This window comes from Microlunatus phosphovorus NM-1, from assembly GCF_000270245.1.
GTDB lineage: Bacteria > Actinomycetota > Actinomycetes > Propionibacteriales > Propionibacteriaceae > Microlunatus > Microlunatus phosphovorus.
Genome location: NC_015635.1, coordinates 138,333 through 162,973, shown reverse-complemented (window position 1 = coordinate 162,973; position 24,641 = coordinate 138,333). Strand labels below are relative to the sequence as shown.

Sequence of the window (24,641 nt, the reverse complement as noted above, 5' to 3'; positions counted from 1 at the left end):
GATGGTGCTGCGTCGTCTGCGCCCAGGTCAGACGTGAGCAGCGGCTATACCGATCTGTGCAGGCATTCCGGGGTCCCACGACAAATCGTCGCGGCCTCGCTGAGCCGGATGACCCAGCCGCTGCTCACGCTGCCGCTGCTGGTCGGCGTGCAGGAGCGCTACCACGACCACGGCCTCGCGGCCGTGACGGTCGGGCTGTACACCGCCGGCTTCGCCGCCATGATGCCCATCACTGGCCGGCTCGTCGACCGTCACGGCGGCCGAGCGATCCTGCGGATCTGGCTGATACTCGCCCTGATCGCTCTGCTAGGCACCAGCGCCGCGTTGACTCTGGCCGTCCCGACACCAGTACTGCTGTCAGGCGTCACGATCCTCGGCATGTGCCTTCCCCCCGTCGGAGCCGTCACCCGTGCCGGCTGGCCGCTGCTGATCCCGCCAGCGCAGCTGCGAACGGCCTACGCGTTGGACACCGTCATCAACGAGGCCGCCACCATCACCGGGCCTCTCCTCGCCGCCCTCACCCTGAGCATTCTCCCCGCCCCGCTTGCCCTGCTGACCGTCTTCCTGCCCATCACCGTCGGCAGCCTCGGCCTCCCAGCAGCCGTCCTGGATAGCGCCCGCCGAGCCAACCGGCGGCCAGCCCGCGAACCGCAGTCCCGCCGGGTCATCCTCACCTACGGCATCACGTTCTGCGCTTCGCTCGGCGCCGGCAGTCTGGTCGCCACCGCCGGTCTGCTCGCCGCAGAAGCCGAGGAGCCAAGCATCGCCGGCGTCCTGCTCGCAGCCGCCGCCATCGGGGCGGTGACCGCCGGCACCATCGCTGGACGCCACCACCTTCACCAAGACGCGTTAACGTCCAGACTCGTCGGCTTCGCCATGGCCATCACCGCAGCCTTCATCGTCCTCGTCCTCGTACTCGGCCTCTCTGCCCTCGGCCAAAGCCGCGGTGGTGCGGCCAACATCGTCACTCTCGCTGCGCTGTACCTAGTCCTCGGGACGCTCACTGGCCCCCGCGACGCGTTGCTTCAGTTGAGCATCGTCTTGGTCGCACGACCCGCACAGCGAAGCACGTCGTTCTCCTGGCTGGGCACCTGCGGACTCCTAGGCTTTGGATTCGGCAGCGCTGTATCCGGCCTCGTCGGCAACACACTCGGCCACCACCTCCTCCCTGCAGCCATCGCGTCAGGCGTCGCACTCGCGCTCAGCGGAAGCATGCCCCGAACGAACGCATCCAGACCACAGCCACCGCTGCCCCTCTGACCCGAAGGGGCCAGTCGTCAACGGGTTTGCCGGTGAAGTTGTCACCGCCAGGCGTCCCGCAACCGGACCGGCTTGCGCATCACGGCTGATGCGTATCGAACTGTCCCGTACCGGGTTCAGTGGAGGCTCTGAAGTGACGTGTCGACGGTAGTCGGCACAGGGTTGTGACGGTAGTAGTTTCGTGCTCGACGGGAGGGATCAGCCCGATCTCGCCGTGCAGGCGTCGGAAGTTGAACCAGTCGATGTACTCAGCGACAGCGATCTCGAGGTCGTCGATGCCCTTCCACCTCCTGGTGCTCGGTTCGCTGCGATACTCAGCCCACTCAGCCCTAACCCGCGGAGATGCTGGCCACCCGACAGTTCAACACCCGGGGTCGGCGATGAAAGCTGTGTCAGGGGGAAGGGTTACGAGGTCGAGAAAGGCCTCTAGGTAGGCGACGACGTTGATCTGATCGGGCTGCAGGAGCCACTGCAGCTGGATGCCGTCCCACAGTGCGGTGATGCAGCCGGCGACCATGTGCGGATCCACTCCTGGCCGAAGCCGTCCGGCGTCGCGGAGCTTTCCGAACTCTTCCTCGAAGCCTCTCCGGACGGTGACAAACCGTTCGATAAAGTAGTCGCGGCCAGGGTGGCCATCTGTGACGGATTCCGCCGACAGCACTGCGTATAGCGCAATCAAGTCGGGCTTGGTCTGGTTCCAGCGTGCTTGGGACAGGATGTCGGCGACGAGGTCGTGGGTGCCGGTTCGCTGCCCGGGGCTGTCGTCGTCACGCCGCCTGAGAAGGGCGAGCAGGAGATCTTCCTTCGTCCTGAAGTGATGCATCAGGTTGGACAGGCTCATGTCGGCCGTCCGGGCCACCTCACGCATCGACCCGGCGCGGTAGCCGTGCGCGGCGAAGACCTGAAGGGCAGCATCAAGGATCTGGTGACGCCGCTCAGCCGTCTTGGCGTAGGGCCCTCTCCGGCGCGCATCCGTCGTCACAATGGCTCCCGAGAATAGCCGAGTCTGAAACTAGGTCATCTGCCCGGTTTTCTGTTATATTACCGCAGCGCCAACATCATCCCGGCTGGGGACACGTTGGGCGCACCCGCATCCACATCGTCGTCGGAGGTGCTGATGAGCCCGTTGTCTCGAAGAGGGTTTCTCGGGTTGGGAATGAGCGCGGGCGCCGCGCTGCTGGCCGGTTGTTCCACACCAGGCTCCACCTCGGTCAACGCTGCACCGGTGATCCCGCCGGCCAGCGGGCCGGTGAAGCTCACCTACTGGGCGTGGCTGAAGGATCTTCAGAAGGTCTGCGACATCTGGAACGCCAAGAACCCCAACATCCAGGTTGAGGCGGTGTGGATTCCCAGCGGCAACAGCGGCGGTTACCCAAAGATGTATTCGGCGTTGGCCGCGGGCACCGGGCCCGACCTGGCGCAGATCGAGTTCCGAACCATCCCGGAGTTTCTGTTGGTCAACGGGTTGGTCGACCTGGCCCGCTACGGTGCGCAGGACTACGCGGATCGGTTCGACAAGACCTTGTGGGGCCAGGTGAGCTTCGTCGACGGCGTGTACGGGATCCCGCAAGACTCTGGCCCGATGGCCACCTTCTACCGCCCGGATCTGCTGGAGCGGGTCGGGGCGGACGCGCCGGCCACCTGGGATCAGTGGGCCCAGGTCGCCGCGGAGCTGCGCAAGGACAAGGTCTACATCGACTGTTTCCCGCTCGCCGACCCATCCTGGTTCACCGCGATCGCAACCCAGGCCGGCGCGAGTTGGCTGAGGGTCGACGGCGATGGCTGGGTCATCAACATGACCGACGACGTCACACTCGCCACGGCCCGGTTCTTCGACAAGGCCATCGACGACGACCTGGTCACCACCGCATTCGGTCAGTACTCCACGCCGTGGTTCGCCGCCGCCGCCGACAACCAGATCGCGTCGCTGACCAGCGCCAGCTGGGGCGACGCCTTACTCGAGGGAGTCAGTGGCGGGGAAGGCAAGTGGCGGGTCGCGAAGATGCCGCGATGGTCCGACGGGTTCGGGTCCAGCTACATCGGCGGGTCCACGGTCGCGGTCTTGGCCAACAGCCAGCATCCGAAGGAGGCCCTCGAGTTCGCGATCTGGATGCAAACCAGTAAGGAAGGGATCGATGCGTTGATCAAGTACTGCGGCATCGGCTGGTCTCCGCTACGGGACTACATCGGTGAGCAGCGCGAGCAGCCCGCGGCATTCTTCGGCGGGCAGCGCTACAACGAGGAGATCTTCCTTCCGGCATCCAAGGAGCAGAACCCAGACTGGTCCTGGTGGCCGATCACCCAACAGTCGTTCAACATCATCGGTGACGGCTTCCGCAAGAAGGCATCCGGCGGCACATTGGTGGATGCCATCGTCACCGCCGAAACCACCATCATCGACGCCTTCCGCAACAAGGGGCTGACCATCCGGAAGGCGACATCATGAACAGTTCGACGACGACCTCGACAGCTGCGGGCGAGAAGACGGGTCGCCCAGGAGCCGACCGTGCCGCAGGACGGCCTGGTCGGCGCCGGCTGGACAGTCGCGCCTGGGCCCCGTGGGCGCTGCTTGCCCCGTTCCTACTGCTCTTCACCCTCACTTTCGCCGTCCCGATCCTGACCGCCGTCGCCCAGAGCTTCACCCGGGTCACCCGGCAGGGCGTCTTCGGCGAACAGGGTGTGACCACCCAGTTCGCCGGCTTCTGGAACTACGCCCAGGCCTTGGGAAACGACAACTTCACTGCCTCGATCGGCCGGATGCTGCTGTTCGGGATCGTTCAGGTCCCGGTGATGATGCTTCTCTGCACCATCCTGGCTCTCCTGCTGGAGGGGGCGTCGGCCCGCTGGCCCGCCTTCTTCCGGGCGTCGTACTTCATGCCTTACGGCATCCCCGGTGTGATCGCCACCATCTTGTGGTCGTTCCTCTACGTTCCCGGGCTCAGCCCGCTGATCGACATCGCCGGCCGGTTCGGCGTCGAGGTCGACTTTCTCGGCGCCGACACCGTGCTGTGGTCCATCGCGAACATCGTCACCTGGAGCTACACCGGCTACAACATGTTGATCATCGTGGCGCAGCTGAAAACCATTCCGAACGAAATCTACGAGGCTGCCAAGGTCGACGGAGCCAGCCCGTGGCGAGTCGCATGGACCATCCAGCTCCCGCTGATCCGTCCGGCGCTCGTGTTGACCACCGTGTTCTCCATCATCGGGACCCTGCAGCTGTTCGCCGAGCCCCAAGTGCTGCAAAGCGTGTCACCGGCCATCGACTCCGAATACACACCCAACCTGAGTGCATACACGACCGCCTTCGCCTACAACGACTACAACGTCGCCGCCGCCCAAGCCGTGCTCATCGCCCTGGTTGCGTTCATCCTTTCCTTCGCCTTCCTCCGCCTGACCAACAGGAAGTCACAATGACCAGCACCGCAACAATCTCCAGCGCCCCCGACACCGCGAAAAGCGCGCCCACTAAGACCCGACGTCCACACCGCAGCGTCCACGGCTCTACCGCCAGCCGTGGCTCGACGATCCTGATCACCGGCATCCTCATCGTCGTCGCCGTGTACTTCTTGATGCCGGTGTACTGGGTCGTCGTGGCCGCCACCAAGACAACCCAGGATCTCTTTTCAACAAACGGCTTCTGGTTCGCCGACGACTTCGCCCTGTTCCGCAATCTGCAACAAGTGCTCACCTACGACGGCGGCATCTTCGTCCGCTGGTTCCTCAACTCGGTGCTGTACGCCGGTGTGGGCGCACTCCTGGCCACCTACTTCGCCGCCGCCGGCGGATACGCCCTAGCCAAGTACAAGTTCCGCGGACGCGAAGCCGTCTTCGGGTCCATTCTCGGCGGTGTACTCGTACCCGGTACCGCGATCGCCCTACCCCTGTTCCTGCAATTCAGCCAACTCGGCATCACCAACACCTACTTTTCGGTCCTGCTGCCCTCACTCGTATCACCCTTCGGCCTCTTCCTATGCAGGATCTACGCCGAAGCCACAATCGACGATGCCCTGCTAGAAGCAGCCCGAATCGACGGCGCAGGAGAACTGCGGATCTTCCACTCAATCGGGCTCAGCGTGCTCACCCCCGCCCTGGTCACCGTCTTCTTGTTCCAACTCGTCGGGATCTGGAATAACTACTTTCTGCCCCTGGTGATGCTGTCCGACACCAACCTATATCCCATCACTCTCGGCCTGAACAACTGGCTCAGCCAAACCAACCGGCTCCCCGAGTTCTACCAACTCACCACCGGCGGCGTCCTACTATCAGTAATCCCTCTGGCCATCGCCATGATCGTGCTGCAACGATTCTGGCGAGGAGGACTCACCGAAGGCGCAGTCAAGTAGACAAAGACAAGCGTCGCGAAGCTAACGACTGGGGAGTGTGTCAGATAAACGGTGGATCTGATCTGGTGCCATGATCAGTTCCCGGCCGGGTTGATCCGGCCTTCGAAGGTGATGGCGAACGCGTTCAAAGCCGGTTTCCACCTTCTCGCCTATCGTGCCCTGCCTTGTCCGGTCGGGTCCAGCGATCTGGTGACCAGGTAGAGACACTTCATCGCGGCCTGGTCGTTGGGGAAGTGACCGCGGGCCCGGACCGCCCGTCGGTAGCGGGCGTTCAGGCTCTCGATCGCGTTCGTGCTGCAGATGACCTTTCTGATCTCCACGTCGTAGTCCAGGAACGGTATGAACTCCGACCAGGCGGTGCGCCACAGCCGGCTGATCGCCGGGTACGGGGTGCCCCACTTCTCCTCGAACTCCTCGAACCGGGCCCACGCCTCGGCCTCGGAGGCGGCGGTGTAGACCGGCCGCAGGTCGTGGGCGATCTGGTCCCAGTACTTCCGCGACGCGAACCGGAACGTATTGCGGAGGAGGTGGATGATGCACTGCTGCACCACCGTCAGCTCCCACACCGTGGTGATCGCCTCCGGGAGGCCCTTGAGTCCGTCACACACGGCGATGCAGACGTCGGCGACGCCGCGGTTCTTCAGCTCGGTCAGGTACGCGCAGCTTTCCCGGCCAGGCAGCTTGTGGGAGAACAGCTCGAGGTCGGTTTCCAGCGTGCCGAACTCCTCTGACATTGGGATGGCGTCGACCAGTGCTCGGAGCAGTGTGGTCTTGCCGACGGCCTGCACGCCGGCGACGCAGATGCTGACGTTGGCCCGGACGGCGGCGTCGAGGAACCGCGCAAGCTCCTCGGGCATCAGACCGCCGTGGACGAGGTCGCCGAGGGTGATGTTGGTCAGCCGGTGTTGGCGGATCGATATGCGCGGTTGGCCGCTCACCTCGTCGCTGTAGGCGTGGAGCCGGAACCGCTCGTCGAGCATTAACGTCATCTCGTACTGGTGACCGTCGATGGTCCGGGCGGGGGTGGCGTTGCTGCCCATCTGGCGAAGCTGCTCCAGGAGCTCCTCGTCGGTGTCGGCGACCGGCGGCCAGATCTCGGTCCTGCCGTCGGCGTAGTGGACCTTGACGACCTTGTGGCCGTGGATGGTGATGTTTTCCGCGGTCGGGATCTCGAACAGGGGCTGCAGCCGTCGAGGTGGCTGCCTTCCGAATCATCTCCGAGGCCGTGACGAACGTACGCCGGCACGCCGCTGCGACCACGTGTCGGGTGATCCTCGCAGCACAGGATGACCGACTGGACCTGTCGGTGACCGACGACGGGATCGGCATCGCCGCGGAAGCCGTTGCCGGGATAGGCCTGACCTCGATGCGCGAACAAGCCGCGGAACTCGGCGGCCAGATCACCGTCGCACGTGAGGCCTGCGGCGGCACCTTTGTCCATTGTTGGCTCCCACTAGGAGGGGTGCAATGACCCGCATCGTGGTGGTCGATGACCACCCGGTTTTTCGCTACGGGCTGGTCGCGCTCTTCGAATCCCAGGGATTTGAGGTCGTCGGGCAGGCCGCGGGAGCTGCCGAGGCGATTGCGATCGTCCGGGAGCTGCAGCCCGATGTGTTGCTCCTCGACCTGGGCCTGCCGGATGCCTCCGGGGTGAGCGTCGCCGAGCGACTCACCGCCCTCGTCCCAAAGACCAGGATCGTCGTGGTCACTATGTACGACGATCAGGGTTCGGTACGCGAGGCCATCGCCGCGGGGGCGGCCGGCTATGTCGTGAAGGACGCCCCGCCCAGCCAACTCATCGCCGCCGTCCGCGCGGCCGAGCAGGGCGCCGTGGTGCTCAGCGCCAGTGTGGCACCCAGCTCCGGCCTGGCCAAAGTAGCCCTGACAACCGACCCATTCGGCCTGACCCGGCGTGAGCGTGACATCCTCGACCTCGTGGTTCGCGGCCTCAGCAACCCACAGATCGCCGAGCGCCTCGCGATCTCCGGTAAGACCGTCAGTAACAACGTGTCGGCGATCCTGGCCAAGCTCGGCGCCACCGATCGGGTCGAGGCCGCCCGGATCGCCAGGGAGAGCTACGGCTGAGCGGTCCGCAGGTCCAAAATTGCCCGAAAGTGCAGATTGTCCTGGCCGGTCGGGCAAAGCACCGCTGACGCCGTCGACCCGGGAGCGCCTGCGGGGTTCGCTTGGACCATGCGGGAACGCCCAGCTGGGCAGGGGCCGTCGGGCAAGCAGGGCGATCGTCACCGTGCGCCGGTGACCGCCGGACCGGAACACCGGGACACGTCCACGGCAGACCCTCGCGCAACCATGGTCGGGCAGCATCCGATCGCTGAAAGCCGACCGCTCGAGTTGCAGCGGTTGGCGGGCAACCGAGCGGTGGCCGGCATCATCGACCAGATCGCGCAGGAGACTCTACAACGGGTGGCGGTGAAGGAAAGGCCGCCGAACGAGACCCTCTACAACCAACCCGGGACCGGAGGCAAGGCCAAGGCGGCCCAGTACGGCGGCGCGGTCTCCTACGACATGACCCGCAACGGCGACCGGGGCGTCACCGTCACCATCCGCATCCAGTTCCTCAACCAGGCCCGGAACGGCGTCGACCCCAATGCCCCCGGAGCACCACCGGGGACGCCCAGACTGGGTGCGTTGATCGGCAGCCCGACCGAGATCCCGGCCACCGACCCGGACAATCGCCGCGCGTGGTGTCAGAACATCGTGACCGAGCAGGTCAAGCCGTGGAACGGCAAGCTCACTCTGGTGGGCGAAGAGGTGAACGTCTTCAGCAGCAACACCAAGAAGCGGCTGCCGGTGACGTTCAACTCCGTGGCGGTGTTCGGGCTGGCCGAGAAGTACGACCAACGGATCATCGTGCACCCGACCTCGACTCAGGCCAATCCTGCGACCGGCAACCCGATCGATGCCGGCAACTACTACCTGAACAAGGGCAACTACTCCGCCGATGACAGCGTGATCGCCGCCCACGAATACGGCCATCTGCTCGGGATCGACGACGAATACAGCCAGAGCAACGAAATGCTCAATGCCCTGCTGCACCAGGCGGCACCGAAGAGCGCGCCGAGTGCGATGAAGGCCCTGGACAAGAAGACCGTCGAACGGATGGTGCTCTCCTCGCTGCGGCAGCCGCTCCTGACCCAGCTCGCCACCACACTGCCGGCGATCACCGATGCGTTCCGGGCCAATCGCGCCGTGGTGAAGACGAAGATGGCGGCGGCTGCGCGGGCCGGGGTGGTCGACCCTGCCGTACGCAGCGAGCTGGAGAAGAATCTGGCCGCCCTGTCGGATGCGAAGCTCGCCGGCACGGTGCCCCAGGCAGTGGCGTTCGAGACGACGGCGAACTTCAGCAACCTGACGGCCGCCGGGGCAGGAGTGGATGCCGGGTTCGATGCCACGAAGCTCGCTGCCTCCATCACCTCGATGTATGGCGCAGCACTCAGCAAGGCGCAAGGTGCCGCAGTGGACGTGGCCGGTGTCGGCAAGACCTCGATCAACGTGCACGGCTCGGTGCCGGCGATGACCGCTGCCGGCGGTGCCCAGCAGGCGAACGCCGCGGGTGCCGCCTCGGCCACAATCGGCTCGGCCGGCGGCCCCGGGACGTTCCTCGGGCTGCCGGTGATCTTCCCGTCCGCCGGATTGACCGGCCAGCTCACCGCGCTGCCGACGACTTGGGCCGCCGCCGGTTCGGCGGTGGAGACGGGGGTGACCTCCGCGGCGTTCGCCACCAAGATGGCCCAGCTGGTCAAGAGTGCGACCGCTGCTGCCGCCGCGCCGCTGCCGCCCGGGGTGGTCGCCCCGGCGAAGATGACCCGGGCACCCACGTTGTACCTGCGGGCGTATTCGGTGGTGTCCAACATGGCGCAGGAGACCTGCCGGCAGCTGTCCGCCGAGTTGCTCAACACGGTGATCCAGCCCGCGCTGACCGCCAGCGTCACCGATCTGGAGTCGACGATCCAGACCGAGGTCAACAAAGTGATGAGCACCCCGGCCAGCGGGGTCGCCGCGCTCGGGCCGCCCAATCCGCAGATGGCCGCGCTGGTCACGCACATGAAGGCTCAGCTCGATGCGGACAAGGCCGCCGCGGCCGGCGGCGGTCATACTCCGCTCGGCAGCGGCAAGGCCGCGCCCGACCAGAACGTCACCTACAGCGTGCAGAGTCTGATGGGATCATCGAAGACCACCGAGATCCGGGCTGACCAGTTCAATCCGCTGGTCGCCCAGTTCAACGACAAGCTGGCGAACATGTGGGAGAAATCGTTCACCGCAGAGGTGAAGTAGTCGGGGTGTCTGACCTGGTGAAGTCGATCCAGGAGAGTCGATCCAGGAGAGTTGCCCCGACGGGAGTCGAACCAGTGAGAGGTGGAATGGATGGCTGAGACCGGCCGGGTCCGCTGGCAGTCGCCGCCGCCGACCTCGATCGACGAGGAGCTGGTGGTCTATGACGACGGCTCGGCGTACCTGATCGTGCGGACCGCGCGCGACCGGAGCCCGGTGATCGGCACCTGGCGCGCGGGCGTCGACGACGCGGACCTGGCGGTGCTGGCTGGGTTGATGGGTCAGCAGCGTACGGTCGACCTGCGGCACCCCGAGCTCGACCCGGTGCTCTACGCCGCAGAACGGATCGCCGCTGCCGCTCGTGACTCACCGGTGGCGACGGCCACCTTCTACGCCAGCTCGCTGCCGGACGGAGAGGTAGCGCTGCTCGCGGTCGGAGGCGGTACGGGTCCGGCCGACTTCCAGCTGGATCCGGACTCGGTGCTGGTGCATCTGGAACAGGCAGACGGGACCGAGGTCGGCTGGCACCCCATGCAGCGGCTGGAGACCGGGTTCGTGTCCCCCGAGCCGCAAGGGCTGGGCGGGGTCGGTCGGCCGGCCGAGATCACGCCCGGGGCGTACGGCGCGATTGCCCTGGCCGGTCCGGCGATCGAGCGAGGTCAGGGAATCAGTGTCGCGGTGGAGGTCACCGGTCGGCTGCACGACGCCCTGCCGGAGCAGCCCTCGGACGAGCACTTCCGAGTGCGGACCACCGCCGTACCGCTGCCGGACTGACTCCGTGGCTCCCGTAGTCGCATCGACTCGCGATTGTCCTTGGCCGGTCAGGTCGTCAGGGTGAGCGCGTTCCACGTCCGTTGTTGACCCGGCGGCGTCAGACGTGCCCGGGCTAGGCGCCAACCCCGGACGTCATTGACCCCTCGGCGCCAAACGATCGTGGAACGCGCGTGGCCTGCACACGTTTCTTGGCCCGGCCGGGGCCGGGGCAGGGCGCTCAGCCGCCGATGATGACCGTGGGGCAGCCGGGTCCCGGGGCGATGGGCGTGCCGTGCATGGTCTGATCGCCCAGCCGAGCAGCTGGAAAACCGCCGATCTGGACGGTCATGCTGCCCATCACGATCCCGTTGGGGGCCGGGGAGACGCAGACGATTCCGCCGGGTACCCCGTTTGCGACGGCCGCCGGCATCCCCCCGATCAACACCGTCGGGATAGCGGCTGCTGGGCTGATCGGACCGCCGACGTGTGGCTTGGGGCCATCCATCAGCGGGCAGACAACCATGTCCCCGGCACGCAGCGCTGGCCCGGTCGGCATCAATCCACCCCTTCATCAGTTGCGGTTGCTTCCATAGTTCCACCGCGGACTGTCGTCCGCCAGGATCGGCTGGTCATCGTGCCCATGAGGGCAGAGCCACCGGCCCGAAGAGCCCCACGATCCCGCTCAGCGGGCTACCCTGCGCACCTGCCTTAAGGTCGCCACATGGGACGACCGACACTGATCTTGGTGACAGGCCCGGCGGGCTCAGGCAAGACCACGCTGGCGCACGAGCTGGCGACCGCGATCGGGTGTCCGGTCGTGAGTCGGGACGAGATCAAGGAAGGCATGGTCTTCTCCAACCCCGGATTTGTGCCGTCGGTCAGCGACGAACTCACGATGCGCACCTACGGGTTGTTCTTCGAGACGATCGCGCTGCTGCTGCGAGCCGAGGTCACCCTCGTCGCCGAAGCAGCCTTCCAGCACCGACTCTGGCTCCAGGGTCTCGGCTCTGTCGGTGACCTGGCTGACCTCAAGGTCGTGCGCTGCACCGTGATCGACGAGGTGGCGCGAGCCAGGCAAGAGCAGCGTCTGGCGACCCAAGGGACGAGGGCTGCGCATGCCGACGCCCAACATCTGACCGCAGCGGCGGCCTTCGACCCCATCCACCTCGAGGCACCGACGCTCGACGTCGACACCTCGGACGGCTGGCGGCCGGGTCTGTCCGCCATCGCGGAGTTCTGTCGAAACCCTTCCGCCGTTGCTTGACCATCAGCGACCCCAATTGCGCTCCGAAGCTGAGCGATCTTGCCGGGACTTCCCGGCAAGATCGCACACCTTGCAGTGAGGAGCCTGAACACTGGGACCTCCACCCGCTATCAGGAACACATCGCAACGAAGTCAGAATCAGCCAAGGCTCGACATCGTGGGCAGCGCCGAAAGCTGCCCGTCCAGCCCCGAGCGGTGAGCACCATCGCCACCTGCCAGGCGATGACGCACGGGTTGTCGGTCACGTCATGCCAGCCGAAGCGCAGTGTGAGGAAGTCGCGCAACGCAAAGGCATTATCGCGCCGACGATCCCGGAGGCGGCCCTCCTCGATATGTCCGCCTCGGCCATCCAGCTCCACCAGGAGACTCCAGAGGTCATAGCCGACGTCGGAGAGATGGGACAAGCCCAGCCTGGAGGCCTGTCGGCGGCCGCTAGGCAGGCCATGCGGCCGCTCGACCTCGCGCAGATAACTGAGTTCCAGCGGCGATTCAGACCCTTCGTCAACATCGCTGAGGATGTCGCGGACCAAGCGGCGATGCCGATGCCGAGCCCTCGTGCCAAGCTCGTCGAGCAGCCGATCGGAAGACGTGAGCTGACGCTGCACGGCTTTGGTCAGCAAGCCGACCACGTCGCCGGCGCACGCCTCGTTACACAGATCGATCACGGCGGCGTCCACCGTGAGCCGCGGCGGTTCTCCGACGGCTCTGGCTGAGCGCGCACCAGGTTGCTCACGGCGGAGCACCCATGGTCCGCCGGCCTGGACCGAAGCGGTCGGGCTTCCGACGAAGATGTCGGGTAGCTCCGGCTCGGCTATCAAGCCGTAGAGAAACCCCGACGAATGCGGACCCAGACGGGAACCGCTTCCGCCGACGATCAGCCCGGACCACGCCTTGGCCAACCACGGCAACTCATCCCCGGTTCGTAAGGGATGGGTCCACACGACGCCCGCGCAGATCCGCGACCAGTGTCCTTGGTCCAAAAGCCGGGCCACCGAGTGCCGTCCGAGGCCGAGATCGGCCGCCTGACTCAGCGCGAGGACGCCGCCTTGTGCACTTGCCAGCCGGAGCAACTCGGGCGTCGGATCGACACGTCTTCTCATGTACAGACACTGCTGATGTCAGGGGCACTTGATACGGCCTCGCCGCAAATCTGTGGATGACGCTCGAGGTTGGACTTGATCTGTGGATAACCGTCGGCTGGATCGACCGGACCCAGACCGACACAACCCGACAGAGGCTGTGCGATCCTGCCGGGTACTCCCGGCAAGACCACTCAGCCAATTCGGACAAGTCAGCTCGTGCTGCGGCGCACCTGTTGCACCCCGACCCACAGTCCTGCCGCGCAGGTCAGCACCGCGGCGAGGACGGCCCAGCCGATCGCCGGATCTGTGAAGGAGCCGCTGAACAGGGTCCGCTCGGCGTTGACGATGTAGGTGAGCGGGTTGAACGCACCGATCACCTGCATCCACCGCGGCCCGTTCTCCAGGGGAAGCATCATCCCGGACAGGATCAGCAACGGGAAGAGCAGCGACTGCTGCACGGCCCAGAACATCCACTCCCGCTTCCGGGCAGCGATGGCGAGCGCGTAGGAGAACGCGCCCATTCCGATCCCGAACACACCGAGCAGCAGCAGCCCGGCCACCACGTGCAACGGATAGAGCTTGAACCCGAACGGGATCGACACGACCACGATCAGGGCCGCCTGCACCACCAGTGGGGCAAGCTCCTTCAGGGCACGGCCGACCAGGATCGCCGAGCGCCGCAACGGCGTGGCGAGCACCCGCTCGTAGGATCCCAGTGAGATCTCGAACAGCAGGTTCGAGCCCGCCGCGCCGGTGCCGAAGAGGCAGATCATCACGATCACGCCCGGCAGGAACCACTGCAACGGCGACTGGCCGCCCAACGCTTCCTCGGTGACCGAGCCACCGAGCAGCGGCCCGAACAGGCCGAGGAACACCAGCGGCTGGACCAAGGAGAAGATCAGCGAGAACGGATCTCGCAGCACCAGCCACATCTCTCGCATGAACACCGCGCCGATGTCGCTCAGCAGCGAACCGCGCCGATCAGCCAGCACCGCCCCACTGGGGCCCGAGCCGGCGTCCATGCCCGACACCGAGATCCCGCTCACGCCGCCACCTCCACGTCCTCGCGCAGACTGCGTCCGGTCAGGGAAAGGAAGACGTCGTCCAGGGTTGGGACCCTCACGTCTGCGGCCTGCACCGCAATCCCGTCGGCATCGAGTTCCCGCAGCAACAGCGGCAACGTCTGTCGGCCCTGATCGAATCGGCCGCTCACCGCGATCCCGAGTGGCTCCGGTCCGTCGGAGATCTGGGAACCTCGCAACCCGAGCAGTGCTCGGGCCCGCTCCGTGTCCGAAGCGTCCACCACCACGGTGATCCGATCACCGGCGAGCCGGTTCTTCAGGGCGATGGCGGTGTCGTCGGCGATGATCTCGCCATGGTCGATGACCACGACCTGACGGCTCCTTTCCTGGGGCGGAGGGATCCCTTCCGCCGCAAAGCCGAAGATTTCCGTACGCCGTACTGAATATGTTCACCATACACTGTACGGAGATCCACTGACAGCGAACTTTCGGCGCAGAACCCACGTGAGGTGTGGGTATCGGACCAGAAGTTCCCCAGACCCGAGAGGCTGCACCCCATGAGTGGTCGCGATCCCGGTCGGCAGCCGGAGCGGACTGACCGGTCCGCGCAGGCCGCACACGCCGGCAGGATCGATGAAGGCGACCAGGCGACAGACTCCGAGGCGGCGCGGCGGATCATCCGGCTGCTTTGGGACCCGCCGGTCAGCCCGCCGGCTCGGGGGCCGAAGCCGAAGATCACGCTCGACGACGTGGTCGAAGCCGGAATCGCGGTGGCCGACGCCGAGGGGTTGGATGCCCTGTCCATGCGCAAGGTCGCGACTCGGTTGGGGGTGGGGGCGATGTCGCTCTATACCTATGTCCCGGGGCGCGACGAGCTGATCGAGCTGATGGTCGACCGGGTGCACGGCGAGTTGGACCTGCCTGCGATCGAGTTGCCCTGGCGAGCCAGTGTGGAGCAGCAAGTGAAAGAACGCTGGCGGATGTATGAACGGCATCCCTGGCTGCTCGACTTCAACATGGCCCGGATGCCAGTGGGTCCCCACGTGCTGGATGCCGACGAGGCCTTCTACGCGGCGCTGCTGCGAGCTGGTTTCGAGGGTGCAGATGTCGTCTCGGCGACCAACCTGATCACCTGGCAACTGCTCGGCGCGGCCCGCTCCGAGATCGTCGAAGCCGATGTGACCCGGCGCACCGGCACCTCGGCCGAGGCCTACTGGAACTCCCGGATGAGCTTCTGGGAGACCTACTTCGACTACGACCGCTATCCGGCGATGGCCGCCATCTGGGCGGCCGGTGGGTTCGACGACGAGGAGGCCCACGCATTCGATCGGCAGCTCAGCCGGCTTCTCGGCGGCCTGGAATCGAGACTCAAGCCGCGCTGAGTCGGCTACTTCGGCTCGAGCTGACCGCCGCGAAGCCAACGACCACCGCGGGCCGCGAGCACAGGCGGTTTCTCGAGGCCAAGTGCTACGACCCGGACGGAAACGGAGTCGGCGTGAAGCAGGTCATGCGGTTGATCTCACGGATCAGGCATCGGCAGTTCGGCGTGTTCGTCACGACCGCCTTCATCCACCGACAGGCCTATGAAGAGGTTCGGGAGGACGAGCATCCCGTGGTGTTCCTGTCCGGTCGCGACATTGTCTACCTCCTCCGCCGGATGGGCCTGACCGACTCGCAGGCCCTGGCTTCCTACCTGACTGACAAGTACCCCGTCAGCGCATCCAGCCCAAAGCCGTCGGTCGATGTGGCTGTGCCTGACCCTTCGCTTGTGATCGAGGTTCTTGACCGTGAGGGCACGGACGCCGCGAAATCCGTCAGATTGAGATCCTGAGTGCTTGCATGGGACGGAAGGATCTGCTCGCCATTCCACTCCAGATAGCCGATCGGCTGCGGTTCAACTGGTCCAGACTGTGACCCAGCGCTGATCCTCGGAAATGAGTGAGTCCCTGAGACCGGCGTCGAACGTCGCCAGTTTGGTGTTGTTTGACGCTGCCAGATTGACGAGCTGGAGGTCTGTCACCTGGCGACGGCCCATCAGCACACGAGTATCGATGACGGGTTCGGCAAGCGATCCCGAGTCCGGAAGGAAGCCCCACCCCGAAACGCCACGCATTGCAGCCAGTTGCCCGAGTGCCTCACTGCCGATGACCTTTCGACCGACGACTTGCTCGGTCAGCAGCAGCCTGACCAGCCCCGCCTCAGTGGTCGGACAGGTGTTCCAGGTGTCAAGCTCGGCGAACCGCTGATGTGCGATCTCATGGTGCACATGTTGATCCCAGCTCAAGGCGAGCAGCACATTGACGTCAAGCAGCATGGCTGCGCTCAGCCCTCGTCATCACGGTGTGCGGCTACGAGTTCGTCTGTCACCGGACGCCCAGGAACGCCTGACAACACCGGAAATCCCGACGCCGTGGTGAACTGCGAACTCGGGGCTCGTAGCCCGGAAAGCGCGAGCTCGGAGACAGCCTTCCCGAGCGAGATCCGCTCGGCGGCAGCTTTCGCTCTGGCTGCACTGAGCACCACCGGATCGAGATCGAGGGTCGTGCGCATATGCACATCATAGCATCACCACATCACAGCCTCGCAGCTCTGGCCGAGATGAGCTTCCCGGTCAGGTCAAGGCCGCCGCGATCGACAGCTCGACCTCGAATCTCAGGCGTGAATCGACCTTCACGTGGAGTCCGAGATCGACGATCTTGTCGTCGCGAGGATGCCAGTCGCGTTCGGGGTAGGTTCGTCCCAACAGAGGATCCAGGGCATCGATGGTCGGTTTCCACAGGTTCCGCCAGTTCCGAGTTGGGCCGACCCCGAATGCGATCTGCAGACGCACGGGCCCCTCGACGAGCTCGGGCGTACCAGACAACGCATCACGCACCTGCTGCTTGTAGTTCACCGTGTCTGTCGATGCTGTGGTCAGAATCTGGATCTGGTGCGACGGAGGGTCCGTTAGCTGGGCTGGCCCGATGACGAGATGCGATGACTCAGCGTGCCTCTTGCTGCACCAGACGGAGACCAGCCGCTCGTATGGCAGCGCCGACGCCAGCGGCAGGGCGTAGTTGTCCAGGTCGGCGGCGGTGGTGAGTGCACGGTTCGGGGGAAGGCCGACCTCGAGGCACATCGCCCACGGGCCGGTCGGTGGGATCAAGGGCACCGCTTGAGCGACCGTCTCGGTCAGGTACTCCCGCAGCGCGACCTGCTCCGGGTCGCTGGACCTGTTCCAGGAAGCGGGTCTGGGCGCTGCGCTGAGAACCAGCTTGTCGCCGTTCGGCCTGCCGTACCAATGGACGGTCATCCCGGATCGACCCGACGGAAGGCTGGTTGAGCTCGTTCATCGAGCTGGTGCAGTAGACGGCCGGCGAGTAGCACCATCTCAGAGGCAATGATGGGACCGACCAGCAAGTTCTCGGACAACGATCTCCACCTCCCGCGCATCCTGATGATAGGAGGTCCCACGAGAGGCGTCAGAACCGACCCGAGCGTCGGTGCCCATCAGCCTGGACCCCGACCCCGCATGTGGAAAGGCACTGCGCTCCGCGAGTGCCAGAGGGAGATGCAAGCCAGGACGCAGGCGACCATCCAGACGCGCGGCGTACCCGAAGGCAACGGTCGCCGAGACGATCGACCAGAGCAGCCCGGCTACCACGGTCGAACCCAGATCCCCGGCGGCCTGGACCAGCCCGAGCACACCGAACCCGTTGCCGCGCAGGCTCTCCGCAACGCGTAGGCGACCGCACTCGACTGGGCCTTCTCGGCGAAGCCGATCCCGGCGCCGGACAGCACGAAGGCGAGCAGCAGCAGATCGTCGGCATGGACAAGGGTGGCGAGCCGGGTGAGGTCGGCTGGGTTCATGGCAGGCTCCCTCGACGCTTCGTCGCAGGGGTCATCAGCCGGCCGGCGGTTCGAGGACGATCCTCAGGCGGACACCATCGCCACGGCTACCCTAACGACCGACGCCAGTGCCGCATGGCTCGGGCTCCCCGACTTATAAGGTCACCACCATGACTCGGAGCGTCTACATCGCCTCCCCTGAGGGCCTCACCGGCAAATCCGCCATCGCGATCGGGCTCCTCGACACCCTGACGCGCGAGGTCGGATCCGTCGGCTTCTTCCGGCCCCTGGTGCACGACGGGCTCGACATGCTCGCCGACCTGCTGGTCCATCAGCCGGGCATCACCCAGAGCTATGCCGACGCCATCGGCGTGACGTACGAGACGGCCCGCACCGACCCCGACGAGGCCATGCACACCGTGGTCGAGAAGTTCGGCCGGCTAGCCGAGCGCTTCGATGTCGTGCTGGTGCTCGGCTCGGACTACACCGACATCTCCACCGGCACCGAGCTCACCATCAATGCCCGGATCGCGGCCAATCTCGGTGCCCCCGTCGTGCTGGTCGTGCACGGCCGCGATCGGACGCCGGACGAGGTCTTGGCGACCGTGGATGTCGCGCTCGCCGAGCTGAGGCAGCACCATGCCCATCCCGTCGCCGTGATCGCCAACCGGACCACCCCGGAGGCGCTCGAGGCGACCAGGACTGCCTTGGCCGAGCATTGCGACCTGGTCACCGCGGCACTGCCCGAGTCGGCCCTGCTGTCCGCCCCGACCGTACGCGCTCAGGCTGCCGCCGTGAACGCCGAACTGGTGCTGGGCAGCGATGCCTGGCTTGATCGGGAATCGGGCGGTCTGATCGTGGCTGCGATGAGTCTGCCGAACGTGCTCAACCGGCTGGGCCCCGATGACACGGTGATCGCCCCCGGTGACCGGGGCGAGCTGCTGCCGGGTTTGCTGATGGCACATCAGTCAGGCACCTTTCCGACCCTCGCCGGTCTGATCCTCACCGGCGGCTACCCGATCGACGACCAGATCAAGCGGCTGCTCGACGGCATCCCGCACAACCTGCCGATCCTGTCCACCGAGCTGGGCACCTACACCACCGCGACCGCGCTCTCCGGCGTACGCGGGCCGATCACGAAGACCTCGACCCGCAAGCTGGAGACGGCCCGGCGGCTCTTCTCGGAGAACATCGACGCCGATGCGCTGCTGAAGGCCATCGACGTGTCCGCATCCGAGGTCCGGACCCCGCTGATGTTCGAGTACCAGTTGATGGAACGAGCTCGCGCCGCGAACAAGCACATCGTGCTGCCGGAGAGCACTGACGACCGGATCCTCGAAGCCGCCTCCATCCTGCTGCGTCGCGGGGTCGCCCGGCTCACCCTGCTGGGCGAGGAGACCAGCGTCCGGCACCGCGCCGCGCTGTTGGGCTTCGACATCTCCGACGCGACGATCGTCTCCCCGCACGATGCCGATCTGGTGGAGCGGTTTGCCACCGAGTACGCCAATGCCCGGGCCCATCGGGGCATGACCGTGGAGCGAGCCCGCGAGGTGGTCACCGACGTCTCCTACTTCGGCACCATGATGGTGCATCTCGGCCTGGCCGACGGCATGGTCTCCGGCGCGGTCAACACCACCGCGCACACCATCCGACCGGCCCTGGAGTTCGTCAAGACCAAGGCCGGGGTCGACACCGTGTCGAGCGTGTTCTTGATGTGCCTGACCGACCGGGTGCTGGTGTACGGCGACTGCGCGGTCATCCCCGACCCGACGGCCGAGCAGCTGGCCGACATCGCCGTGTCATCGGCGGAGACCGCGATCCAGTTCGGGGTCGAGCCGCGGGTGGCGATGCTGTCCTACTCCACCGGCGCCTCCGGTTCCGGCGCTGACGTGGAGAAGGTCCGGGCCGCCACCACGCTGGTCGCCGAGCGGTGTCCCGAGCTGCCGTTGGAGGGGCCGATCCAGTACGACGCGGCGGTCGATCCCGAAGTCGCCAGAACCAAGCTGCCGGACTCCGAGGTGGCCGGCCGGGCGACGGTGTTCATCTTCCCGGACCTCAACACCGGCAACAACACCTACAAGGCCGTCCAGCGCAGCGCCCATGCGATCGCCGTCGGCCCGGTGCTGCAGGGTCTGCGTCGGCCGGTCAACGACCTGTCCCGCGGGGCACTGGTGGAGGACATCGTGAACACGGTGGCGATCACCGCGGTACAGGCCGCGAGCATCGAGTCCGATGGAGGTCGGTCATGAGTCCAGCGAGCACGGTCACCGGCCTCCCGACGGTGCTGGTGATCAACTCCGGCTCCTCGTCGCTGAAGTACCAGTTGCTGGTGCCCGACACCGGGGAGGTGCTGGCGTCCGGACTGATCGAGCAGATCGGCGAGGCCTCCGGACGGATCAACCACACCACCGGCGATCACAAATACGTCGAGGAGACCCGGATCGACGACCACGGAGTCGCGTTGGCGGCCCTGCAGGATCAGTTCGCCGCATACGGGCCGAATCTCGACGAGATCACCATCACCGCCGTCGGGCATCGGGTCGTCCACGGCGGCTCCAGCTTCTCCGAGCCGGTAGTCATCGACGACGCGGTGCTGGCCGAGATCGAAGCCCTGTGTCCTCTCGCGCCGCTGCACAACCCGGCGGCGGTGGCGGGCATCCGGGCGGCTCGAGAACGCTTTCACGTACCCCACGTCGCCGTCTTCGACACCGCCTTCTTCTCAGGTCTGCCGGAGGCAGCGAGCACGTACGCGATCCCGACCGAACTGGCCGCGCAGCACAAGATCAAGAAGTACGGCTTCCACGGAACGTCGCACGAGTACGTGTCCCGCCAGGTCGCCACCGAGCTCGGCGTACCGGTCGCCGATCTCAACGTGATCGTCTTCCACCTCGGCAACGGCGCCTCCGTCTCGGCGGTCCGAGGCGGCCGGGCGATCGAGACGTCGATGGGACTGACCCCACTGCAGGGACTGGTGATGGGCACCCGGTGTGGCGACATCGACGCCAGCATCTACATGTACCTGCACAACGTCGCCGACCTGTCGATCGCCGAGATCGACACCCTGCTGAACAAGCAGTCCGGGCTGAAGGGCCTGTGCGGTGACAACGACTTCCGCGCCATCGACCAGCGCATCCGGCGCGGAGACACCGCGGCCAAGCGCGCCTTCGAGGTCTATGTCCACCGGCTCCGGCTCTATCTCGGCTCGTACGCGTTCACGCTCGGCCGACTCGATGCGGTCGCCTTCACCGCAGGTGTGGGTGAGAACAACCCAATGCTGCGCGCCGCGGCGACCAGCGGGCTGGAGCACTTCGGACTGCACCTCGACGAGGGCCGCAATGCCTCCTCGACCAAGCATGCGCGGGTCATCTCCACTGATCATTCACCGGTGAAGATCATGGTCGTGCCGACCAACGAAGAACTGGCGATCGCTCGTCAGGCAGAGGAGCTCGTCGAGAGGCTCCGCCCGTGACCTCATCCGTCAACGGCAGCGGCCGGACCGCTGTCGATCCCGTCCTGCTGCGCTGGCGCAACGCCGTCTTCGTGATCTTCTGGCTGTGCGGGTTCATGTTCGCCAGCTGGGCAGCCCGGGTCCCGGCCGTGCGTGACATCCTCGACGCCTCCACCAGCCAGATGGGCCTGCTGCTCTTCGGGCTGGCAACGGGCGCGGTGCTCGGACTGTTCGCGTCCAGCCATGTGATCGCGAGGCTCGGCGCCACCCCGACCCTGCTGCTGTGCTTGTCGACCTCCTCGGCAGGTTTGGTGCTGATCGGCCTGCTCGCCAGTTTCACACCCTCGCTGGCGATCTTGTTCGCAGCACTGCTGGCCTTCGGGATCGGCTACTCGATCTGTGACGTGGCGATGAACCTCAGCGCCGCCGCCAACGAGCGCCAGATCGGCAAGACCTTGATGCCGATGTATCACGCGGCGTTCAGCATCGGCACCATGTCGGGCGCCGGCTTCGGAGCGCTGTTGGAGCACTTCGGTGTGCCGGTCGGCATTCACCTGATCGGCGTCGGGATCGCCTCCCTGGTGACGAGCCGGATCGCCGTACGGTTCCTGCAGCCGGCGGAGCACCCCGCCGAAGACGCGGTGGGGAACCAGGTCGCCGGTGACCCGCCGGGCGCCGGTGACCTGCCGAGCGGTGACCAGCCGGGCGCAGCGGTCGATCCGATGGCCGACCCGCTGTCGGACACCCCGTCCCCGGAAGGCTGGCGAACTCGACTGGCGGTCTGGCGAGACCCGCGCATCATCGTCATCGGGTTCATCGTGCTGGGCATGGCGTTTGCGGAAGGCTCGGCCAATGACTGGTTGAGCCTGTCCATGGTGGACGGCTACGGGATCTCGAACGCCGGTGGCGCGGCAGTCTTCGGCATCTTCGTGACCGCGATGACACTCGGTCGGCTGTTCGGCGGCAAGGTGCTGGATCGCTTCGGCCGGGTCCCGGTGCTGCGGGGGACTGCGGTGTTCGCCGTCGTCGGACTGCTGCTGGTGATCCTGGGCCCGAACGTGGGCGTGGCCATCGTCGGTGTGGTGCTCTGGGGCTTGGGCGCGTCGCTCGGTTTCCCGGTCGGCATGTCCGCCGCCGCCGACGACCCGAAGACCGCGACGGCCAGCGTCGCCGCCGTGGCGACGATCGGCTATTTCGCCTTCCTGATCGGCCCGCCGCTGATCGGTTTCCTGGGCGAGCAGATCGGCCTGCTGAACGCCTTCTGGGTCGTCGCCGTCTTGGCGATCATCGCGGGTCTCTGCGCACCAGCCGCCCGCGAACCTGCCCGGTCCGCTGACTGAGCCATGCTCCGGCAGTGCCTGTCGGAGCCGTGCGGTCAGCCGCCGGATGCGCCCGCGCCACCGCCGAGCTTGAGGATCCGGTGATCGAGCGCAATCTGATGGCCACCCAGCTCCGCCTTGGCGACCAGATAGTCGGCGTTGTCGGGCGAGAGATGCACGCCGGTCCGGAGCTCCTCGGTGATCTCGATCCCCAGTCTGGCGAGCTGACCGGCCTTGTCCGGGTTGTTGGACAGCAACGCGATCCGCGGGCAGCCGAGTGCCAACAACATCTGCGCCGCGACCACATATTGCCGCTCGTCCGCACCGAAGCCGAGCGCCTCATTCGCGGCGTACGTGTCGAGTCCCTGGTCCTGCAGCAGATAGGCATCGAGCTTGGCGTACAGGCCGATGTCACGCCCCTCCTGACGCAGATAGAGCAGATAGCCGCCGGTCTCGCCGATTCGCTCGACCGCTTCTCGGAGCTGAGGGCCGCAGTCGCAGCGCTGGCTGCCGAGGACGTCGCCGGTCAGGCACTCGCTGTGCGGCCGGACCAGCGGCACGTCCAATTGCGTGGCGTCGGCCGGCACGGTGGCGCGATTTCCCAACCCGATGGCCAGATGCTCGCGACCGTCGACCAGTCCGTCGAAGGTGATGGCGCGTGCCGACGTGCGAAAACCGTCCCCGAATTGCAGCGGCAGTGGCACCTGACTGCGGATGGTGGCGACTGGAACCGCCGGGTGCATCGGGCCTCCTGAGGGTCTTGAGGTTCCCCCTGTTCCACGGACACTCGGGGTTGAGGGTCAGCCCGGACGGTCTGACCCTGTGGAACGGGTTTCAAACTCTATCGGCGACAGCATTCCAATACTCGAATGCCGACGTCTCCGATTATACCATGATTCTATCCATCGAAACATCGCGTTGGCAAGCTCGTCCCGGGTGAACCATACCTGCGAATCGAGCAGCTCGAGTTGCATTCTCTCCCAGAAGGACTCCATCATCGCATTGTCGTAGCAGTCGCCCACACTGCCCATCGACGGCACCAGCCCGGCATCATAGACTTTCTGACTGAATGCCCACGATGTGAATTGCGACCCGTGATCGGAATGCATGATCGTGTTATTGTCGACGTCCATCGGGTTGCGCCGCAGCACCGCCATCCCGAGCGCGTCGACCACGAGCTCCTTCCGCATGTTGTCGTCGATGGACCAGCCCAGGACCCGGCGGGACCAGGCGTCCATGACCGCGGCGCAGTACACCTTGCCCTCCACCGTCGGGTGCTCGGTGATGTCGGTCAGCCACAACCGGTTCGGACCGTCCACCGTGAACCGGCGGTTGACGAGGTCCTTGGCGGGGATGGCGTGCGGGTCCCGGATCGTGGTCCACGACCGACGCCGCCGGTACAGGCCCTGGATGCCGGCCTGGCGCATCAGCCGGGCGACCCGCTTCTGGTTCACCTGCAGGTCGTGCCCCAAGACCAGCTCGGCGTGCACCCGCGGCGCCCCGTACGTCTTCATGTCCTCATCGGCATGGATCTCCTCGATCAGCTTCAACAGCAGCGTGTTCTCCTGTTCCCGTGCCGATGCAGGCCGGCCGCGCCAGTCGTAGTATCCCGACCGCGACACATTCAGCACCCGGCAAGCCACCGCGACATCAATCCCGTCATCGGCCATTTCATGGACCAGCCCGTACACTATTTTGGGAGAACATTCTCCTGGGCAAAATAGGCGGCCGCCCTTTTCAAGATCTCGACTTCCATCTCCAGGCGCCGTTTATCCCGGCGCAGCTCGACCAGCTCCTTCTTCTCCCGACTGGTCAACGCCGTCTCGCTACCACCGGCAGCGTCGGTCTCGGACTGCTCCATCCAGCGACGCAGACACGATTCGGAAATTCCCAGATCTTTCGCCAACTCAGCAACTGGCTTGGACCGCTCACGAGCAAGCTCGACCGCACGACGGCGGAACTCAGGCGGGTGAGGAGCAGGCACAACGACATCCTCCCTGGTGACCAGTGGCCACCTCAGGTCAGG

General features: G+C 66.0%; 27 protein-coding genes, 2 pseudogenes and 1 riboswitch. Of the genes and pseudogenes, 14 read left to right on the top strand and 15 right to left on the bottom strand.

The window, feature by feature from the left end; all coding sequences use genetic code 11:
* The first annotated feature begins 33 nt into the window (after nt 1-33).
* Nucleotides 34-1,260: an MFS transporter gene (locus MLP_RS00735; protein ID WP_013861057.1), complete on the top strand. Its 1,227-nt coding sequence runs from the start codon at nt 34-36 to the stop codon at nt 1,258-1,260.
* 79 nt (nt 1,261-1,339) lie between these two features.
* On the opposite strand, the gene MLP_RS29400 is transcribed toward MLP_RS00735, so the two are convergent.
* Both MLP_RS29400 and MLP_RS00730 read right to left on the bottom strand, forming a co-directional pair.
* Nucleotides 1,340-1,537, bottom strand: coding sequence for an IS3 family transposase (locus tag MLP_RS29400; protein WP_083843972.1), 198 nt, complete (start codon nt 1,535-1,537; stop codon nt 1,340-1,342).
* 84 nt (nt 1,538-1,621) lie between these two features.
* A complete protein-coding gene (locus MLP_RS00730) occupies nt 1,622-2,242 on the bottom strand; it encodes a TetR/AcrR family transcriptional regulator (protein WP_013861056.1) in 621 nt (206 codons plus the stop codon).
* 174 nt (nt 2,243-2,416) lie between these two features.
* Here MLP_RS00730 and MLP_RS00725 point away from each other — a divergent pair, with 174 nt between their 5' ends.
* From MLP_RS00725 to MLP_RS00715, 3 genes are read left to right on the top strand one after another with little or no spacing between them, the layout of a single operon-like run.
* Nucleotides 2,417-3,706: an ABC transporter substrate-binding protein gene (locus MLP_RS00725; protein ID WP_231851401.1), complete on the top strand. Its 1,290-nt coding sequence runs from the start codon at nt 2,417-2,419 to the stop codon at nt 3,704-3,706.
* Complete coding sequence (locus tag MLP_RS00720) at nt 3,703-4,677, top strand: carbohydrate ABC transporter permease (protein ID WP_013861054.1); 975 nt, start codon at nt 3,703-3,705, stop codon at nt 4,675-4,677. Before MLP_RS00725 ends, MLP_RS00720 begins: the two co-directional genes overlap by 4 nt.
* Nucleotides 4,674-5,606 (top strand): carbohydrate ABC transporter permease, encoded by a 933-nt coding sequence (locus MLP_RS00715; RefSeq protein WP_013861053.1) that lies wholly within the window; start codon nt 4,674-4,676, stop codon nt 5,604-5,606. The genes MLP_RS00720 and MLP_RS00715 overlap by 4 nt, the downstream gene beginning before the upstream one ends.
* Nucleotides 5,607-5,680: 74 nt before the next feature.
* On the opposite strand, the pseudogene MLP_RS27775 reads toward MLP_RS00715, so the two are convergent.
* Nucleotides 5,681-6,265 (bottom strand): annotated as a pseudogene (locus tag MLP_RS27775) (IS256 family transposase); the annotation flags it as partial.
* A 45-nt stretch (nt 6,266-6,310) separates the two neighbouring features.
* Nucleotides 6,311-6,586: pseudogene (locus MLP_RS28765) on the bottom strand (ATPase, T2SS/T4P/T4SS family); the annotation flags it as partial.
* Nucleotides 6,587-6,801: 215 nt separating this feature from the next.
* Between MLP_RS28765 and MLP_RS00705 the strand changes: the two are divergent.
* From MLP_RS00705 to MLP_RS00690, 4 genes are all read left to right on the top strand, one after another.
* Nucleotides 6,802-7,077 (top strand): sensor histidine kinase, encoded by a 276-nt coding sequence (locus MLP_RS00705; RefSeq protein ID WP_013861051.1) that lies wholly within the window; start codon nt 6,802-6,804, stop codon nt 7,075-7,077.
* Entirely contained in the window at nt 7,074-7,691 is a 618-nt protein-coding gene (locus tag MLP_RS00700; RefSeq protein ID WP_013861050.1) for a response regulator, read from the top strand. Before MLP_RS00705 ends, MLP_RS00700 begins: the two co-directional genes overlap by 4 nt.
* 171 nt (nt 7,692-7,862) lie before the next feature.
* Entirely contained in the window at nt 7,863-9,902 is a 2,040-nt protein-coding gene (locus tag MLP_RS00695) for a hypothetical protein (RefSeq protein WP_156820979.1), read from the top strand.
* Between the two features lie 90 nt (nt 9,903-9,992).
* On the top strand, nt 9,993-10,673 hold the full coding sequence (locus MLP_RS00690) for a hypothetical protein (protein WP_013861048.1): 681 nt from the start codon (nt 9,993-9,995) through the stop codon (nt 10,671-10,673).
* A 217-nt stretch (nt 10,674-10,890) separates the two neighbouring features.
* On the opposite strand, the gene MLP_RS00685 is transcribed toward MLP_RS00690, so the two are convergent.
* On the bottom strand, nt 10,891-11,208 hold the full coding sequence (locus tag MLP_RS00685) for a PAAR domain-containing protein (protein WP_013861047.1): 318 nt from the start codon (nt 11,206-11,208) through the stop codon (nt 10,891-10,893).
* 165 nt (nt 11,209-11,373) lie between these two features.
* Between MLP_RS00685 and MLP_RS00680 the strand changes: the two genes are divergently transcribed.
* Nucleotides 11,374-11,916: an AAA family ATPase gene (locus MLP_RS00680; protein ID WP_013861046.1), complete on the top strand. Its 543-nt coding sequence runs from the start codon at nt 11,374-11,376 to the stop codon at nt 11,914-11,916.
* Between the two features lie 110 nt (nt 11,917-12,026).
* On the opposite strand, the gene MLP_RS25895 is transcribed toward MLP_RS00680, so the two are convergent.
* The 3 genes from MLP_RS25895 to MLP_RS00665 all read right to left on the bottom strand — a co-directional run bounded on the left by MLP_RS25895 (nt 12,027) and on the right by MLP_RS00665 (nt 14,388).
* Nucleotides 12,027-13,016, bottom strand: a complete 990-nt coding sequence (locus MLP_RS25895; protein WP_013861045.1) for a type IV toxin-antitoxin system AbiEi family antitoxin domain-containing protein — start codon at nt 13,014-13,016, stop codon at nt 12,027-12,029.
* 191 nt (nt 13,017-13,207) lie between these two features.
* The gene (locus MLP_RS00670) at nt 13,208-14,044 is read right to left on the bottom strand and encodes an ABC transporter permease (protein WP_013861044.1); all 837 of its coding nucleotides are present in this window, start codon (nt 14,042-14,044) and stop codon (nt 13,208-13,210) included.
* The gene (locus MLP_RS00665; protein WP_013861043.1) at nt 14,041-14,388 is read right to left on the bottom strand and encodes an ATP-binding cassette domain-containing protein; all 348 of its coding nucleotides are present in this window, start codon (nt 14,386-14,388) and stop codon (nt 14,041-14,043) included. Before MLP_RS00665 ends, MLP_RS00670 begins: the two co-directional genes overlap by 4 nt.
* A 189-nt stretch (nt 14,389-14,577) precedes the next feature.
* Between MLP_RS00665 and MLP_RS00660 the strand changes: the two genes are divergently transcribed.
* Together MLP_RS00660 and MLP_RS28760 are read left to right on the top strand one after the other, a co-directional pair.
* Complete coding sequence (locus MLP_RS00660; protein ID WP_013861042.1) at nt 14,578-15,402, top strand: TetR/AcrR family transcriptional regulator; 825 nt, start codon at nt 14,578-14,580, stop codon at nt 15,400-15,402.
* The gene (locus MLP_RS28760) at nt 15,303-15,851 is read left to right on the top strand and encodes a restriction endonuclease (protein WP_083843649.1); all 549 of its coding nucleotides are present in this window, start codon (nt 15,303-15,305) and stop codon (nt 15,849-15,851) included. Before MLP_RS00660 ends, MLP_RS28760 begins: the two co-directional genes overlap by 100 nt.
* 63 nt (nt 15,852-15,914) lie before the next feature.
* Here the strand turns inward: MLP_RS28760 and MLP_RS00650 are convergent, their stop codons facing one another.
* The 4 genes from MLP_RS00650 to MLP_RS00635 all read right to left on the bottom strand — a co-directional run bounded on the left by MLP_RS00650 (nt 15,915) and on the right by MLP_RS00635 (nt 17,869).
* Nucleotides 15,915-16,334 (bottom strand): TA system VapC family ribonuclease toxin, encoded by a 420-nt coding sequence (locus tag MLP_RS00650; protein WP_013861040.1) that lies wholly within the window; start codon nt 16,332-16,334, stop codon nt 15,915-15,917.
* A gap of 8 nt (nt 16,335-16,342) precedes the next feature.
* Nucleotides 16,343-16,570: a hypothetical protein gene (locus MLP_RS00645; RefSeq protein ID WP_013861039.1), complete on the bottom strand. Its 228-nt coding sequence runs from the start codon at nt 16,568-16,570 to the stop codon at nt 16,343-16,345.
* A gap of 61 nt (nt 16,571-16,631) precedes the next feature.
* Nucleotides 16,632-17,312 (bottom strand): hypothetical protein, encoded by a 681-nt coding sequence (locus tag MLP_RS00640; protein ID WP_013861038.1) that lies wholly within the window; start codon nt 17,310-17,312, stop codon nt 16,632-16,634.
* Between the two features lie 344 nt (nt 17,313-17,656).
* On the bottom strand, nt 17,657-17,869 hold the full coding sequence (locus tag MLP_RS00635; RefSeq protein WP_013861037.1) for a hypothetical protein: 213 nt from the start codon (nt 17,867-17,869) through the stop codon (nt 17,657-17,659).
* An 18-nt stretch (nt 17,870-17,887) separates the two neighbouring features.
* Nucleotides 17,888-17,960: riboswitch (Fluoride riboswitch) on the bottom strand.
* 58 nt (nt 17,961-18,018) lie between these two features.
* On the opposite strand from MLP_RS00635, the gene pta reads away from it, so the two are divergent.
* From pta to MLP_RS00620, 3 genes are read left to right on the top strand one after another with little or no spacing between them, the layout of a single operon-like run.
* Complete coding sequence (gene pta / locus MLP_RS00630; RefSeq protein WP_041789566.1) at nt 18,019-20,097, top strand: phosphate acetyltransferase; 2,079 nt, start codon at nt 18,019-18,021, stop codon at nt 20,095-20,097.
* Entirely contained in the window at nt 20,094-21,317 is a 1,224-nt protein-coding gene (locus tag MLP_RS00625; protein ID WP_013861035.1) for an acetate/propionate family kinase, read from the top strand. The genes pta and MLP_RS00625 overlap by 4 nt, the downstream gene beginning before the upstream one ends.
* Nucleotides 21,314-22,636 (top strand): MFS transporter, encoded by a 1,323-nt coding sequence (locus MLP_RS00620; RefSeq protein ID WP_013861034.1) that lies wholly within the window; start codon nt 21,314-21,316, stop codon nt 22,634-22,636. Before MLP_RS00625 ends, MLP_RS00620 begins: the two co-directional genes overlap by 4 nt.
* A gap of 35 nt (nt 22,637-22,671) precedes the next feature.
* Here MLP_RS00620 and MLP_RS00615 read toward each other — a convergent pair whose 3' ends face one another.
* Genes MLP_RS00615 through MLP_RS00605 form a run of 3 tightly spaced genes read right to left on the bottom strand, consistent with a single transcriptional unit; the run spans nt 22,672 to nt 24,599 of the window.
* The gene (locus MLP_RS00615; protein ID WP_013861033.1) at nt 22,672-23,358 is read right to left on the bottom strand and encodes a GTP cyclohydrolase II; all 687 of its coding nucleotides are present in this window, start codon (nt 23,356-23,358) and stop codon (nt 22,672-22,674) included.
* Nucleotides 23,359-23,415: 57 nt separating this feature from the next.
* Complete coding sequence (locus MLP_RS00610) at nt 23,416-24,285, bottom strand: IS3 family transposase (protein WP_041790759.1); 870 nt, start codon at nt 24,283-24,285, stop codon at nt 23,416-23,418.
* 20 nt (nt 24,286-24,305) lie between these two features.
* The gene (locus MLP_RS00605) at nt 24,306-24,599 is read right to left on the bottom strand and encodes a transposase (RefSeq protein ID WP_013861031.1); all 294 of its coding nucleotides are present in this window, start codon (nt 24,597-24,599) and stop codon (nt 24,306-24,308) included.
* Nucleotides 24,600-24,641 lie beyond the last annotated feature (42 nt).